Annotated in this window: 11 protein-coding genes and 1 other annotated feature; of the genes, 8 read left to right on the top strand and 3 right to left on the bottom strand. The window is 36.1% G+C overall.

All coding sequences use genetic code 11. The features are described from left to right. Nucleotides 1-236 precede the first annotated feature (236 nt). The 7 genes from FC88_RS04215 to FC88_RS04185 all read left to right on the top strand — a co-directional run bounded on the left by FC88_RS04215 (nucleotide 237) and on the right by FC88_RS04185 (nucleotide 9,115). A complete protein-coding gene (locus FC88_RS04215; protein WP_057813115.1) occupies nucleotides 237-1,406 on the top strand; it encodes a cation:proton antiporter in 1,170 nt (389 codons plus the stop codon). A 102-nt stretch (nucleotides 1,407-1,508) separates the two neighbouring features. After that, entirely contained in the window at nucleotides 1,509-2,603 is a 1,095-nt protein-coding gene (locus FC88_RS04210) for a lactate oxidase (RefSeq protein WP_057813113.1), read from the top strand. 188 nt (nucleotides 2,604-2,791) lie between these two features. Then, the gene (locus tag FC88_RS04205; RefSeq protein WP_057813111.1) at nucleotides 2,792-4,552 is read left to right on the top strand and encodes an ABC transporter ATP-binding protein; all 1,761 of its coding nucleotides are present in this window, start codon (nucleotides 2,792-2,794) and stop codon (nucleotides 4,550-4,552) included. After that, a complete protein-coding gene (locus tag FC88_RS04200; protein WP_057813109.1) occupies nucleotides 4,542-6,335 on the top strand; it encodes an ABC transporter ATP-binding protein in 1,794 nt (597 codons plus the stop codon). Before FC88_RS04205 ends, FC88_RS04200 begins: the two co-directional genes overlap by 11 nt. Before the next feature lie 5 nt (nucleotides 6,336-6,340). Beyond that, nucleotides 6,341-7,198 carry a DUF3737 family protein gene (locus FC88_RS04195; RefSeq protein WP_057813107.1) on the top strand — a complete coding sequence of 286 codons (858 nt, stop codon included), beginning with the start codon at nucleotides 6,341-6,343 and terminating at the stop codon, nucleotides 7,196-7,198. A 9-nt stretch (nucleotides 7,199-7,207) separates the two neighbouring features. Beyond that, nucleotides 7,208-8,377 carry a MalY/PatB family protein gene (locus FC88_RS04190; protein ID WP_057813105.1) on the top strand — a complete coding sequence of 390 codons (1,170 nt, stop codon included), beginning with the start codon at nucleotides 7,208-7,210 and terminating at the stop codon, nucleotides 8,375-8,377. 93 nt (nucleotides 8,378-8,470) lie between these two features. After that, nucleotides 8,471-9,115 (top strand): nicotinate-nucleotide adenylyltransferase, encoded by a 645-nt coding sequence (locus tag FC88_RS04185; protein ID WP_057813103.1) that lies wholly within the window; start codon nucleotides 8,471-8,473, stop codon nucleotides 9,113-9,115. Nucleotides 9,116-9,704: 589 nt separating this feature from the next. Here the strand turns inward: FC88_RS04185 and FC88_RS04180 are convergent. From FC88_RS04180 to FC88_RS04170, 3 genes are all read right to left on the bottom strand, one after another. Continuing rightward, entirely contained in the window at nucleotides 9,705-11,084 is a 1,380-nt protein-coding gene (locus FC88_RS04180) for an amino acid permease (RefSeq protein ID WP_057813101.1), read from the bottom strand. A gap of 148 nt (nucleotides 11,085-11,232) precedes the next feature. Then, nucleotides 11,233-11,925, bottom strand: coding sequence for a hypothetical protein (locus tag FC88_RS04175; RefSeq protein ID WP_057813099.1), 693 nt, complete (start codon nucleotides 11,923-11,925; stop codon nucleotides 11,233-11,235). A gap of 83 nt (nucleotides 11,926-12,008) precedes the next feature. Next, on the bottom strand, nucleotides 12,009-12,728 hold the full coding sequence (locus FC88_RS04170; RefSeq protein ID WP_057813097.1) for an alpha/beta hydrolase: 720 nt from the start codon (nucleotides 12,726-12,728) through the stop codon (nucleotides 12,009-12,011). 77 nt (nucleotides 12,729-12,805) lie between these two features. Then, nucleotides 12,806-13,043 (top strand) — a binding site (T-box leader). 59 nt (nucleotides 13,044-13,102) lie between these two features. Here FC88_RS04170 and asnS point away from each other — a divergent pair. Beyond that, on the top strand, nucleotides 13,103-14,494 hold the full coding sequence (asnS, locus tag FC88_RS04165; protein WP_057813096.1) for an asparagine--tRNA ligase: 1,392 nt from the start codon (nucleotides 13,103-13,105) through the stop codon (nucleotides 14,492-14,494). Nucleotides 14,495-14,602: the final 108 nt, after the last annotated feature.

Raw genomic sequence — 14,602 nt, 5'->3', positions numbered from 1 at the left:
GCCGTCGTAAGTGAAACTTTGTGGATTGCTGGAACGGTACTGGGCGGAACTTGAAATTAAGAATAGCATCTATTCAGATATAGTCGATTAACGGCTGTCATTATCTGAATAGATGCTTATTTGTTTCTAAGTAAATTCTTCTGTAATTGGTCTCAAAAATCGTTTTATTTTATATTTTGAATAAAATATTATATCATCAGGTGTTGAAATTATCAGAGGATACGAGGATATACATTATGGAGAGATTTGCACTATTAATCGTCTTGTTCGCAGCTTTGGCGACACCTTTAATTACCGCAAGGTTTCACTTGACTCGAATGCCGACAGCAATTTCAGAAATTATTATGGGAATAATTATTGGAAAAACTGGTTTGAATATTGTTCAACCGGATGCTAGTTTGCAATATATTTCTAGTTTAGGTGTTATCATGTTGATCTTTTTAGGTGGAATGGAGATTGACTTTTCATTACTTGAACCTAAAAAAGATAAAGATACTTTTTCACCATTAGGGACCTCGATTTGGGGTTTTGTGTCAGTTCTATTGATGTCAGTGATTTTGAGTACATTATTATACGCGACGGGAATATTCAATGAATTTGTTTTAGCGGTTATTTTATTTAGTACGATTGCTCTGGGAGTAATTATTTCGTTGTTAAAAGAAGTAGGCCTGTTGAGTACTAATTACGGACAAACGATTTTATTGACTAGCGCCTTTGGGGAATTTATTCCTTTACTGGCTTTGACTGTTTATTCAGCGGTTAAACAACAAAATTATTTGTCAGTCTTTGGTTTACCAGTGATATTCATTATCGCTATTATTTTATTGCGCCGTTTTAATCGAATTTACATCTTCTTTGAGGGTATTGACAAAAGTACGACTCAATTAGATATTCGTTTAGCATTTTTCTTGATCTTTATTTTAGTAACTTTTGCTGAACAAATTGGTGCCGAGAATATTCTTGGAGCCTTCTTAGCTGGGGCGGTTATGAAATTGCTCAAACCTAAAGCTGATACTGAAGAAAAATTGAGCTCAATGGGTTATGGTTTCTTCATTCCAGTTTTCTTCATCACGACTGGGGTCAATTTAAATTTGAGAACCTTATTAACCAATAAACAGGCTTTGATCTTGATTCCGGTTTTCTTCATCGCATTCATTCTTTCCAAAATGCTTGTATACGTTGCGTTTCGAAAGAAATTTGGAAAAAGATATTCTGCTGCCGCCACGATCGTCACCTCAACAACGATTACTTTGGTTTTGCCAATCTTGCAAGTCGGTCGTAATTTGAAATTGATCACTACTGCTCAATCGGGAGCAATTACTTTAGCAGCTATTATAACTTGTTTGATTGGACCAATACTTTTCAATAAAATTATCAACGGTGGTCAAAAAGAGACAAATCAATAAGAATATCTTTTTTAAGAGAATAAGTTTTAGCATTGTATGTCGTTATGGACTAGAATGTACCTGTTAAATAAAAAGTAACATCAAAAAAGGATGGGGATTTTTATGGCAAAGTATGAAGCAAGTACAGAAGAAAAACATATTGATATCGTCAATATCGCTAGTTTGGAACAACGTGTTAAGGATCACATGAGTAACGAAAAGGGTGCTTTTGGTTATATTCGTGGTGGTTCTGAAGATGAGTGGACAATGAAACAAAATACTGAGGCTTTCAATAAAAAGAGAATCATGCCTCGTGTTTTACAAGGCATCGATCATGCTGACTTAAGTACTAAGCTCTGGGATATCGATTTGAAGACTCCAATCATTGAAGCTCCTTCGGCTGCCCACGGTTTAGCCCATGCAAAAGGTGAAGTTGATACTGCTAAGGGTGTTGCTAAAGCCGGTTCAATTTTCTCAATGAGCACTTACGGTAGTACTTCTATTGAAGATGGTGCTGCTGCCGCTCCTGATGCTCCACAATTCTTCCAACTCTATATGAGTAAAGATGACAAGTTCAATGAATTCTTGATCAAGAAAGCTGTCAAAGCCGGTGTTAAAGCGATTATTTTGACAGTTGATTCAACTCTTGGTGGTTATCGTGAAGCAGATGTTATCAACAAATTCCAATTCCCACTACCAATGCCAAACTTAGCTGCTTTTTCAGATGGTGATGGTGAAGGCAAAGGAATTTCTGAAATTTACGCTGCTGCTAAACAAGGTATCGTACCTTCAGATATTCAAAAGATTAAAGACATGTCAGGTTTGCCAGTCTTTGTCAAAGGTATTCAATCACCAGATGATGCACAACTTGCAATTGAATTTGGTGCTGATGGTATTTGGGTATCAAATCACGGTGGTCGTCAACTTGATGGAGGTCCTGCTTCATTTGATGTCTTGCCTGCGATTGCAGAAGCCGTCGACAAACGTGTGCCAATCGTCTTTGATAGTGGCGTTCGTCGTGGGGAACATGTCTTCAAGGCCTTAGCTAGTGGAGCTGATCTAGTTGCTATTGGTCGTCCAATTATTTATGGATTGAATCTTGGTGGTGCTCAAGGTGTCACTGATGTCATTGAACACTTGAACAAAGAACTTTCCATTACAATGCAATTGGCTGGTACTAAGACGATTCACGATGTTAAGAATGTTGATTTATTATAATTGTTGTAATAATATAAAATTGAATTTAATCATAGAGGGCAATTCCTAGATTTAATCCGGGGATTGTTCTTTTTGTATAGAAAACGTTTTTCTAAAAATAATTTCAAATTTATGCTTGAGTTAAAGTCGACTTTAGGTTGTAAAGTAGTTTTTGAGGTCATTTTGGAGGTAACAGGTGGGTGAAATATATGGGAATTTTTTCTCGTTTAAGTTGGTTTTTTAAACACCAATGGAAACAATATTTAATTGGTGTGGTGGCCTTGATTTTAGTAGCGGTTTGTAATGTGATACCGCCACGAATTATCGGTAATGTAGTTGATTCTGTCAGCAATAAAAATATGACGGTGAGATTTTTAGTTATTAACATGGTGACACTGTTTATTGTTGCTATCGTGCAGTATTTATTGCGGTTTTTATGGCAGAAAATGATTTATGGTAGTTCCTATGTTTTGGAACGTGATTTAAGAAGCCGACTCTTTCATCATTTTATGAAGATGGATAAAACTTTTTATCAAAAATGGCGAACTGGTGATTTAATGGCTCATGCCACTAATGATATCGACGCTGTTAGAGATGTTGCGGGACCAGGAATTTTAACTCTAGCTGATTCTTTGATTACGGGGATCTCGATGATTTTAGCAATGGGAATGTTTGTTAACTGGAAGATGACTTTATTGGCTGTTTTACCACTATTGTTATTAGCGGTTATGGCTAATGTTCTTGGAAATAAGATCCATGTTGCCTTTCGTGATTCACAGGCTGCGTTTTCGAGTATCAACAATAAAACCCAAGAAAGTGTTGTTGGAATTAAGGTTTTAAAAGCATTAGGTCAAGAGACTGAAGATGAAGAAGATTTTGATCGTTATGTTGATAAAAATATTAAAGCTAATAAGCGTTCCTATCGTTTAGATGCAATGTTTGATCCTTTGACGACTTTGATAATGGGAATCTCATATACATTAACGATTATCTTTGGTGGATTAGCTGTATTGCAGCAGAGAATCACGATTGGTCAACTAGTATCGTTCATTACTTATATGGCTGAATTGATGTGGCCAATGTACGCTGTTGGCAGTTTGTTCAATTTATTGGAAAGAGGTTCTGCCAGCTATGATCGAATCAGTGATTTATTAAATGAGAAATCTTCAGCTGTCAAAACTAAGGATAGCTTTAAAACTGTCCCTAGTGGATTGTTAGATTTTCAAATTGATAGTTTTTCCTATCCTGATGATAAAAAAATTGCCTTGCACGATGTCGATTTTAAATTAAAACCGGGTCAAACTTTGGGAATCGTCGGTCCAACTGGTGGTGGCAAGTCGACCATTATTAGTTTGTTAATGCGTGATTTTGACCATTATCAAGGATTCATTAATGTTGGTAAAATCGATATTCGAAAATATGATCTGAACAGTTATTTAGACACGATCGGTTACGTCCCTCAGACTAACTTTTTATTCTCAACCGACATCAGAGATAACGTTAGATTTGCTAATATTGATGCTACTCAAGAGGAAGTTGAACAAGCTAGTTTTGTCGCTGATTTAGATGCTGACATTAAACAAATGCCTGATGGGTATGACACCCAAGTTGGCGAACTCGGAGTTTCACTATCCGGTGGTCAAAAGCAACGTTTAGCGATTGCAAGAGCTATTTTGAGTAATCCTAAATTACTGATCTTGGATGATTCACTTTCAGCGGTCGATTCTAAAACTGAACGTCACATTGAATCACGAATCGCTAAAAATCGACAACTTGGGACAACTATCATTGCGGCCAGTCGTTTGAGCTCAGTTGAAGATGCTGATGAGATTATTGTTGTTGAAGATGGAACAATCGTTGAAAAAGGTACTCATCAAGAATTGTTGCACCAAGCTGGTTGGTACGCTGATACCTATAACTTACAAGCTCGAAACGAACAACTTGAGGGGAGGCTGAATAATGAAAAATGAAAATGAGAAAACACTTGAAGAGATTCACTCATTGACTAGAAAAGATCAACGACAAATTTTGAAACGTCTGTTTAAATTTGCTTGGTTATTCAAAAAGCAATTTGGAATTGCCATTGTATTTGCCATCTTATTGAGTGTTGTCAACGTGTTATTGCCAAGAATGTTGCAGTTTTATATGGATCATTATTTAACTGACCAAAGTACTGGTGTACGCTTAATTATTTCATTTGACATTTTGTATGCTATTGGCACAATTATCAAAGCAATCGTTCAATTCGTTGAGGAGTTTGCCTTTGCGATGGGTGCCGAACGGACGCTGGAAAAAATCCGGAGCAAATTATTTCATAAATTGCATACCTTGGGTTTAAATTATTTTGACGTCACACCGGCAGGGTCAATCGTTTCAAGAGTCACTAATGATACGAAGACGTTGTATAACTTTTGGACTTTGTTTTTGATGATCATAGTAGCTTTCTTTGCAATGGTTTCAGCCTTTGTAGCGATGATGTCAGTTAACAAAACTTTGGCTTTGTTAACAGCTTTGTTTGTGATCGTTTTGTATTTATTAGTTTGGCTTTACCAGAAGCTAAGCTTTAAGATTTATCAAAACTTACGTGAATTTTTGAGCCAGATCAATACGAAGTTAAATGAGTCGCTGATGGGTATTAGTATTATTCAACAATTTGGCCAACAAAAGCGAATGACAGCTGAATTTGAAGATCGAAACAATGCCTATTTTGGAATGCGCAACAAGATGATCAACGTTAATGCTTTCTTATTGTATCCGACGATCAGTTTAATGTTCATCTTGGCTGAAGTTGTATCATTGAGTGGTTTTGGTTGGGATAGTATGCATTTTCTAGTGCAAGCGGGTGTAATTTATGCCTTCTTGTCTTACCAGCAAAACTTTTTCAATCCATTGTCTGATGTGATGAACTACATGTCATTTTTCCAAGATGGTTTAGTAGCCGGTTTCAGAATCATGAAATTGTTCGATAATCAGACGATTGCTCCTAAGCAACTTGAAAATAGTACTGAAGAAATTACTCAAGGAAAAATCGAATTTCGTCACGTAACCTTCAGCTATGAACCGGGTAAACCTGTTTTAAAAGATATTTCTTTTACCGTTCAACCTGGTCAAACAGTAGCTTTTGTCGGTCATACAGGTAGTGGCAAGAGTTCCATTATTAATTTGTTGTTGAGATTTTATGAATTTGGAGAAGGTCAGATTTTAATTGATGACTATGATATCCGTAACTATTCAACTCAAGAATTGCGTAAGAAACTTGGTCTCGTTATTCAGGAACCTTATTTGTTCTATGGTGACATTGCCAAGAATATTCGTATGTTTGATGACTCGATCACTAACCAACAAGTTGAACAGGCTGGTAAATTTGTCGATGCTGATAACTTTATTCGACAACTTCCTGATAAGTATCATGCCAAAGTTAGTGAAAGAGGTGCTAGTTTTTCGACCGGTCAAAGACAATTGATCTCCTTTGCCAGAACCATCGTTAGAAATCCGAAAGTTTTGATTCTTGACGAAGCTACCGCCAACATTGATCCTCAGACCGAGCAAAGCATTACTAACGGATTGCACAAAATGCGTGATGACCGAACAACAATTGCAATTGCTCACCGTTTATCTACTGTTCAAGATGCGGATCTTATTTTAGTTTTAAACAAAGGTCGCATTATTGAACGAGGGACACATCAGGAATTATTAAAACTTGGTGGGCATTATGCAGAATTATATGAATTACAAAATAATGAAGAGAGATAAATTATATGACAACAGAAATTAATGAAGGATATTTTGACGGTGAACGTCCATTGTTCAAAATAAATGATGCAAAGATCGTTGATACTACTTTTGGACAAGGTGAATCACCACTAAAAGAAGCTAGTAATATCAATCTAGACGATGTAGTTTTTAAATGGAAGTATCCACTTTGGTACGTTAACCACGTCGTTGTAAATAATAGTATCTTTGAAACCATGTCTCGTTCAGGGATTTGGTATACGCACGATATTGAAATCAATGACTCAGCTTTACAGGCACCAAAACTATTCAGAAGAGCTTCAGATATTCGTTTGAATAACGTTCACTTTGCTGATGCTGAAGAAACGATGTGGACTTGTGACGATATCAAGTTAAAAGACGTTCAAGTTAACGGAAATTACTTCGGCAAAGATAGTTCAAATATTTATGCAGAAAATTTGAACGTCGTTGGTAATTACGTCTTCGATGGTGCCAAAAATATCGAAGTACATGATTCAACTTTCGTTTCTAAAGATGCTTTTTGGAATTGCGAGAACGTGACGATTTATGATTCTAAAATCAGTGGTGAATATTTAGCTTGGAATACCAAGAATTTAACTTTGATTAATTGTACAATCGAAAGTGATCAGGGATTTTGTTATATCGATGGTCTTAAGATGATCAACTGTAAAGTTTTGCGGACTGATTTGGCTTTTGAATATTGTTCAAATATTGATGCCGATATTACAACTGACGTGATGAGTATCAAGAATCCAATCAGTGGTTCAATCAAAGTGAAATCTGTTGATAAGATTATCTTTGATGACCCTCAAATCGATCCTGATGAAACTAAAATTAAAATCGCTGAAAAAATCAAACAATGAGGTGTTTTGATGGCTTATGATTTTGAAACTTTAAATAAAAAACGAGCTGGTAATTCAGCTAAATGGGATGTTCCCAATGGGGATCTGCCGATGACGATTGCTGATATGGACTTTCCAGTTGCTCCAGAAATCATAAAGGCCTTGCAAGTAAAAATTTCAATGGGCTTGTTTGGGTATGAAGAGATCCCACCAGCATATTTCAAAGCTGTGGCTAATTGGTATGAAAAAGAACATCATGCTCGTCCACAAGAAGACTGGATGATTTTTGCAACAGGAGTAGTTCCGGCTATTTCTTCAGCTGTCAGACGATTGACTTCGTTAGGCGATAACGTATTGGTTCAAGCACCGGTCTATAATATTTTCTATAATTCTATCGTCAATAGCGGGCGTCATGTAGTTTCTAATGATTTAGTTTACGATAGCAAGACTCGTTCATATTCAATCGATTTCACAGATTTGGAAACTAAATTAAGCGATCCACTAACTAACATGATGATTCTTTGCAATCCTCACAATCCAGTTGGCAAAATTTGGACGAAATCTGAATTAGAAAAAATCGCTAGCTTATGTCTAAAATACGATGTTAAATTGTTCAGTGATGAAATTCATGGCGATATTACTTTCAACGAAGATGGTTATAATCCTATCTTTGGTTTAGATAGTAAATATCTTGATAATGTTGTGGTGGCAGTTTCACCAAGTAAAACTTTCAACGTGGCGGCTATGCATGCAGCAACGATTATTGTTCCAGATAAAAATCTTCGTGCGCAAGTGAGTCGAGGCTTAAATAGTGAAGAATTAGCGGAACCAAATTTCGTAGCCATTCCGGGCACAATTGCTGCCTATACAAAGGGCGGTCCATGGTTAAAAGCTTTAAAAGAACAACTTTTGAAGAACCGCCAATTAGTTTTAGATTTTATCAAAGAAAAGATTCCTCAACTCAAATGGGTACCAGGTCAGGCAACGTATTTATTGTGGTTTGATGTTTCAGAAATTACTAATGATGCTGACAAATTAGTTCAATTTATTAAAGATGACAGTGGCTTGATTATCAATTCTGGTTCCGTTTATCGTGGGGATGGGCAACATTTTATTCGGATGAATATCGCCAGTCCCGAAAGTATGATTCAAGATGGTTTGAATCGTTTAGAAAAATCGCTCAAAGATTATCAGAAATAACAAAAATCTCTCACAAAATTAGTTGTGGGAGATTTTTTTGTACAGTTGGTATAATATATAACAAAAGATAATTTGTTAAAGCAGGCGAGAAATATGAATACAGCTGGAGCAGTTTTAACTAGAACCAAAGTCCAACCGCAATTAGATTTTAATTTTAAAAAGAAACATGTCGGCATTCTCAGTGGATCATTCAATCCGATTCACAATGGACATTTGATGATTGCGCAACAAGTTTTTGAACAATTGAATTTGGATAAAATTTTGTTTATTCCTAGTAAAGTGCCGCCACATCGTGGAGTTAGTCGCTATATTCCTAAAGTCAGTGTCGATGACCGTATAAATATGATTAAATATGGCATTAGAGATAACCCTAATTTTCAACTCGATATGACCGATATTGAGTTAGGTGGTGTCAGTTATACTTATGAAACGATTAAACGACTGAAAGAGCGCAATCCTAATACGGAATACTATTTGATCGTCGGCTATGATATTGTTGAGAGTTTATCCAAATGGTCGCACATTGATGAATTGGTTAAAGAAGTTCACTTTGTCGGTGTTTGTCGTAAAGGCTACGAAAAAAAATTCCAATATCCAATTATGTGGGTCAATACACCAGTGATTGAAATCAGTTCAACGGTGATAAGAAAACGAGTTCGTGAAGGTAAGTCGTTGAAATATTACGTTCCTGATGACGTGGCCTGGTATATTAAGGATAAGGGGATTTATAAAAAGTAGTACATCTAGATTCTATTTTGTAATGAAAAAACTTCGACTATTTAAAAACGGTTCTTTCTTAAGTTAGGTTAGTAGTAATATGCCGTCCTCCATAGCAAAGCAAATTTGGCTGGAACGTAGTGAGCACGATTTTGAGCTTTTGCATGAACCAAGTGCGCAAAATCTCAAAACTCGGCCTTATTCTAAGCAACAAGTTGCTAAGAATAACTTCACTACTGAGCCAATTTTCTTTGCTATTCCGGACTAGATAGTGGCTTTGTATTTTTATACAATCAAACAAATAAAGCATCTATTCAAATAATGGCCCAATGACTACATCTGAATAGATGCTATTTTTGACTTTGAATTATTTGAAATAAACAATAAATGATGTTATCTAGTCGGTAGTGGCAGCTTTGTGGATGCTCAGTACTGAAATTTCACTTAGCAATTTATTGCTTAGTGAAAGGTCAATCTTGGAGATGATTCCCGGTTTTGGAATTAGCTTCAAGTTGCGCCCAGTACGTTCCAGCGTCCACAAAGCGGAACGGACGACGACATCCAGCACTAACCTAACTTAAGAAAGAACTTAAAAACAGTCAAAGTTTTTTTATTTTTCCTTGTGTATTTGAAATCTTTCACGAACAAAGTAGAAACAAGTCATGAAAACTAAGAAAACTACACCAATTAATAATGAAATGGTCGTTTCTGGATTTAAGAACATGAAGACTAAGATTATTAATAATGCCGCAATGGCTAAGTAATTACTAAGCGGATAGAATGGCATTTTAAAAGGATGATCTTTCATCTTATCTTTGTTAAGTCTTCTGAAATGAAGTTCACTGAATAAAATAACGAACCACGGTACCATACCTGGCAAGACACTGGAACTGTAAACAACTACGAAGACATCGCTAGAAGTATGAAGTAAGACGGGAAGCAAGAAGTTGATGATCAAGCCAATTAAAATACCTAGTGAAATAGTGATAACGGCGATATAAGGAACACCAGCTTTAGAAATTTTCTTGAACGATTTTGGTAAATTATTTTCCAATCCTAATGTGTATAGCATTCGACTGGCACTGAACATACCTGAGTTACATCCAGAAAGTGCCGCTGTTAAAACAACGAAATTAATGATTTCAGCTGCAAAGGTAATTCCAACTTTGGCAAAAGTTTCGGTAAAGGGAGAGCCCATCGTACCTAATTTGTTCCAAGGATAAATTGAAACGATAACAAAAATTGCACCAATATAGAAGATCAGAATTCTTCCAACGATAGTCCGAATCGCATGTACGATGCTGCTTTGAGGATTTTCTGCTTCACCAGCCGTGATACCAATAACTTCAATACCTTGATAAGAAGCGACCACGATTGAAAGAGCAAAGATAAAACCTTTCAAACCACCAGTAAAGAAACCACCGTTAGTCCAAAGATTACTGATACCAACGGGATGTCCATTGTTACCGAGACCGAATAAGATAACTAAAAGTCCCATAATAATCATAAAGATAATGGTGATAACTTTGATTAATGAGAACCAAAATTCCATTTCCCCATAAGCCTTAACGGAAGTTAAATTGGCTAGACAAAGAGTGGCGACAACGACAACCCCAACGAGCCATTGTGGCAAATTGGGCCACCAGAATTCAAGATAAGTTCCAACAGCAATTACTTCAGAAATTCCAACGACTAGCCATTGAAAGACATTACTCCAAGCAGTTAAATAGCCAACAACTGGATGGATATATTCAGAGCCAAATTTTGCAAAAGAGCCTGTAGATGGATCTGTGTAAATCATTTCACCTAAAGCACGCATAACCATGTACAAAATCAAACCAGCAATAGCATATGCGATTAAAACCGAAGGACCTGTCCATTTGATTGTCGAAGCTGAACCCATGAATAGACCAACACCGATTGTTCCACCAAGAGCAATCATTTGCATTTGTCTTGAAGACAGACTCCTATTTAATGACTTTTTTTCCAAGATATATCACCCTTTCGTAACCCCCATTGTTCGTGAATAGCGAACGTTTTTGGAAATATTTATCATAATAATACTATAAAACATACCAAAAAGCCTCATAAAAATGTATTTATCAACATTTTTATGAGGCTTTTACATAAATCACGTATTAACTGATTCTTTGACGTTGCGGCCGTGTTTGCATATGCGTATCAGCAATTATCAAGGTATAAGAGTTTACACCGAAGAAGGCGATGATAACTAATAAGCCGGTTAGCATGAAACCTAGAAACATAAATCCTAATCCTAGTAATAATCCAAAAACAGCAAAGCAACGCATTAAATTTTTCGATACGGTAATCAGACTATTTTCTGTCTTGAAAGTAGCGTGATAGATAGAATCTATTTTTTGTGACTTGTAGACAGTCATATCAGCTTTGTAAATCTCTAAAGTTAGTTGATATGGATCAAAGCCATCGACAATTTTGTCCTTATCGAATTCATTCGGTACGACTTGTTTGAAGAAGCCACCAGTGATGCCTAATTTTGGATAATAATTATTTGATAAAGCTATTTTTAGTTTTGGCGTGAGAGGAATTGAGCCAATTGTAATGACTTTTGAAGTCCAGACACTTGCTAAAACATAAACACGATTATTTGCAATGTGGATGTCGACCATGGCTGAATCCAAATTTTCTAATTGGTATATTTTAAAGATGAACTTATTCTTGAGAATTTGTTTATCTTTCAATCCCTCAAAGAGATCCTTATGATTGAGTTCTTTGACATAGTCGATATATTTATTGATAAATCCAGTTGCATCCTCAGTTAAATTTATTTTTTCATTAAATAAGACTGTCATAATTCCCCCAAAAATTGTAACGATTAATGTTAGTATAACAAAAATGTATGCGCTTTTGTGGAAAATTATGAAAACGTTTTAATTTATTCACTAATTGAGTTATTTAACCAATTTATTAAAAGTCTGCTTATAATATTTTGCTGTTTTGCATTACTGATGGATGCAGTATTATCGCCACTTTGCTTGCCGTAGCTACCAAAGCCCGCATGATTGCCACCTTTTATTTGTTCATAAATTGTATTGTTCGGTAGTAGTTTTTTAGTTTTCTGATAATTGGTATGGTTCAAAACACCGTCTTTAGTAGCAGTTAGTGAGAGAACTGGTACATTTATTTCATGTAAATCATTTTTGTTTTCAGGATAACTTGCTAAAAAGAAAATCCCCTTGAGGTTCTTAGGGTTGTTTTTGGCATACTTGGCCGCCATTGTTCCACCGAGTGAGTGACCACCGATAATGTAGCCGTTGCTCTTAGAAATTCTATTAGCAGCATTACTATTCAAAACAGCTAGATCGAGTGGGAAGTGGACGATATAGACTGAATAGCCGGCCTGTGCCACTTTTTGAGCCCAAATACTGTAACTTGCTGGTTCGACTAAAGCTCCTGGATAAAAAATCACTTTAGGCTTGTTATTGTCGCCTTCGAAACGAATAACATTATCTACGATTGAAGCTTCTTGTGAAGTAGATACAGCTGTTTCGCTTGGTTGATACTCTTTAATTTTAATCACAACGACCATTATTGAAATGGCTGCCAGTAGAACGATTAAAATTCCTAATAGCCATTTCCAGACTTTTTTCTTCATAAAATCCTCCCTTATAAATACTTCTCTATTGTACTTTACATTTGGTATGAAAATATGCTACATTTAAGAAAATCAATATGAATAATATTAGAAGAAGGAGTACTGTATACTTTATCCACAGGGAGTTAAGGCAAGTGAGAACTTAACGTGTCGGTATATAGGAAAAACATCTTCGTTATTTCTGGCTGAAATACATATGTAGAGTAGGTACGGACGTGACCCAATGCGTTACAATTGGAGAGTATATTTATGTACTTTGAGGTGTTTTTATAAAAAACTTGGGTGGTACCGCGGAAAAAATCTTTCGTCCCTTTTATTAGGGATGGAGGATTTTTTTTAGTTTATAGTATTCTGGATTTTAAAAGGAGAAAACAATGCAAAACGTTTTGGTTAAAGATTTATACAAAAAAGAATTTGCTGACGGTGACAAAATCACTGTTTCTGGTTGGATTCGTACAATCAGAGGTTCAAAGAGAGTTGGCTTTATCGAATTAAACGATGGTTCATTCTTCAAGAATGTGCAAGTTGTTATGACTAGCGATATGGAAAACTATGCTGAAGTAGTTAAGTACCCAATCAGTACAACTATCAAAGTTGTTGGTGAATTAGCTTTGACACCTAAAGCTCAACAACCTTTTGAAATCCATGCTACTGAAGTAGTCGAAGAAGGATCTTCAGATGCTGATTATCCATTGCAAAAGAAAGCTCACTCATACGAATTTATGAGAACAGTAGCTCACTTGCGTCCAAGAACTAACACTTTCTACTCAGTCTTTAGAATTCGTTCACTAGCTGCTTTTGCTATCCACGAATACCTACAACACAATGACTTCGTTTATGTTCACACACCAATCATCACAAGTTCTGATGCTGAAGGTGCTGGTGAAATGTTTGAAGTTACAACTTTAGATATGAATAACGTTCCTAAGACAGACGATGGAAAAGTAGACTATAGCCAAGATTTCTTCAAGAAAGAAACAAACTTGACGGTTTCTGGACAACTAGAGGTTGAACCATTTGCTTTGGCATTTAGAAATGTTTACACATTCGGTCCTACATTTAGAGCTGAAAACTCACATACTGGTCGTCACGCTTCTGAATTTTGGATGATCGAACCAGAACTAGCTTTTGCTGATTTGAAAGATGAAATGGATTGCTCTGAAGAACTATTGAAGTACGTTATCAACTACGTAATGGATCACGCTAAAGAAGAATTAGAATTCTTGAACGAAAACGTTGATAATACTTTGATCGACCGCTTAAAAGCTACAGCTGGCGAAGAATTTGCTCACGTAACTTATACAGATGCTATCGATATCCTAGAAAAAGCTACAGACGTTGAATTTGAAGTTAAACCTTACTGGGGACTAGATCTTGATTCTGAACACGAACGTTATTTATCAGAACAAGTTTACAAGAAACCGGTCTTTATCACTGACTATCCTAAGGATTTCAAGGCTTTCTACATGCGTGCTAATGACGATGGCAAGACCGTTGCTGCAGCCGACTTGTTAGTTCCTGAAATTGGTGAATTGATTGGTGGTTCACAACGTGAGGAACGTTTGGACAAACTAGAAGCTAGAATGGCTGAACTTGATATGAACGAAGAAGACTACAAGTGGTACTTAGAATTACGTAAGTACGGTGGTACAGTTCACTCAGGTTTCGGTATCGGTTTTGAAAGATTAGTTATGTACATCACAGGTATGGAAAATATCAGAGATGTCATTGCTTATCCTAGAACACCTGGTAACGCTGAATTTTAATAGATAATGAAGAAAAGAACTCAGAAATTAATTTTCTGGGTTCTTTTTTTACTTGGCAGATTGCAAGAAATAACCGAACATTTTTTAAAACTTAATATTTTCCATAAA

It is taken from the genome of Companilactobacillus futsaii JCM 17355, assembly GCF_001435505.1.
GTDB classification, from domain to species: domain Bacteria; phylum Bacillota; class Bacilli; order Lactobacillales; family Lactobacillaceae; genus Companilactobacillus; species Companilactobacillus futsaii.
Note: the sequence above shows the minus strand (reverse complement) of the source record. Positions and strands in the feature narration are given on the sequence as shown.

Coding starts and splice junctions, on each gene's coding strand:
- FC88_RS04215 (WP_057813115.1), top strand. CDS start 237: ATGGAGAGATTTGCACTATTAATCGTCTTGTTCGCAGCTTTGGCGACA.
- FC88_RS04210 (WP_057813113.1), top strand. CDS start 1,509: ATGGCAAAGTATGAAGCAAGTACAGAAGAAAAACATATTGATATCGTC.
- FC88_RS04205 (WP_057813111.1), top strand. CDS start 2,792: ATGGGAATTTTTTCTCGTTTAAGTTGGTTTTTTAAACACCAATGGAAA.
- FC88_RS04200 (WP_057813109.1), top strand. CDS start 4,542: ATGAAAAATGAAAATGAGAAAACACTTGAAGAGATTCACTCATTGACT.
- FC88_RS04195 (WP_057813107.1), top strand. CDS start 6,341: ATGACAACAGAAATTAATGAAGGATATTTTGACGGTGAACGTCCATTG.
- FC88_RS04190 (WP_057813105.1), top strand. CDS start 7,208: ATGGCTTATGATTTTGAAACTTTAAATAAAAAACGAGCTGGTAATTCA.
- FC88_RS04185 (WP_057813103.1), top strand. CDS start 8,471: ATGAATACAGCTGGAGCAGTTTTAACTAGAACCAAAGTCCAACCGCAA.
- FC88_RS04175 (WP_057813099.1), bottom strand. CDS start 11,925: ATGACAGTCTTATTTAATGAAAAAATAAATTTAACTGAGGATGCAACT.
- FC88_RS04170 (WP_057813097.1), bottom strand. CDS start 12,728: ATGAAGAAAAAAGTCTGGAAATGGCTATTAGGAATTTTAATCGTTCTA.
- asnS (WP_057813096.1), top strand. CDS start 13,103: ATGCAAAACGTTTTGGTTAAAGATTTATACAAAAAAGAATTTGCTGAC.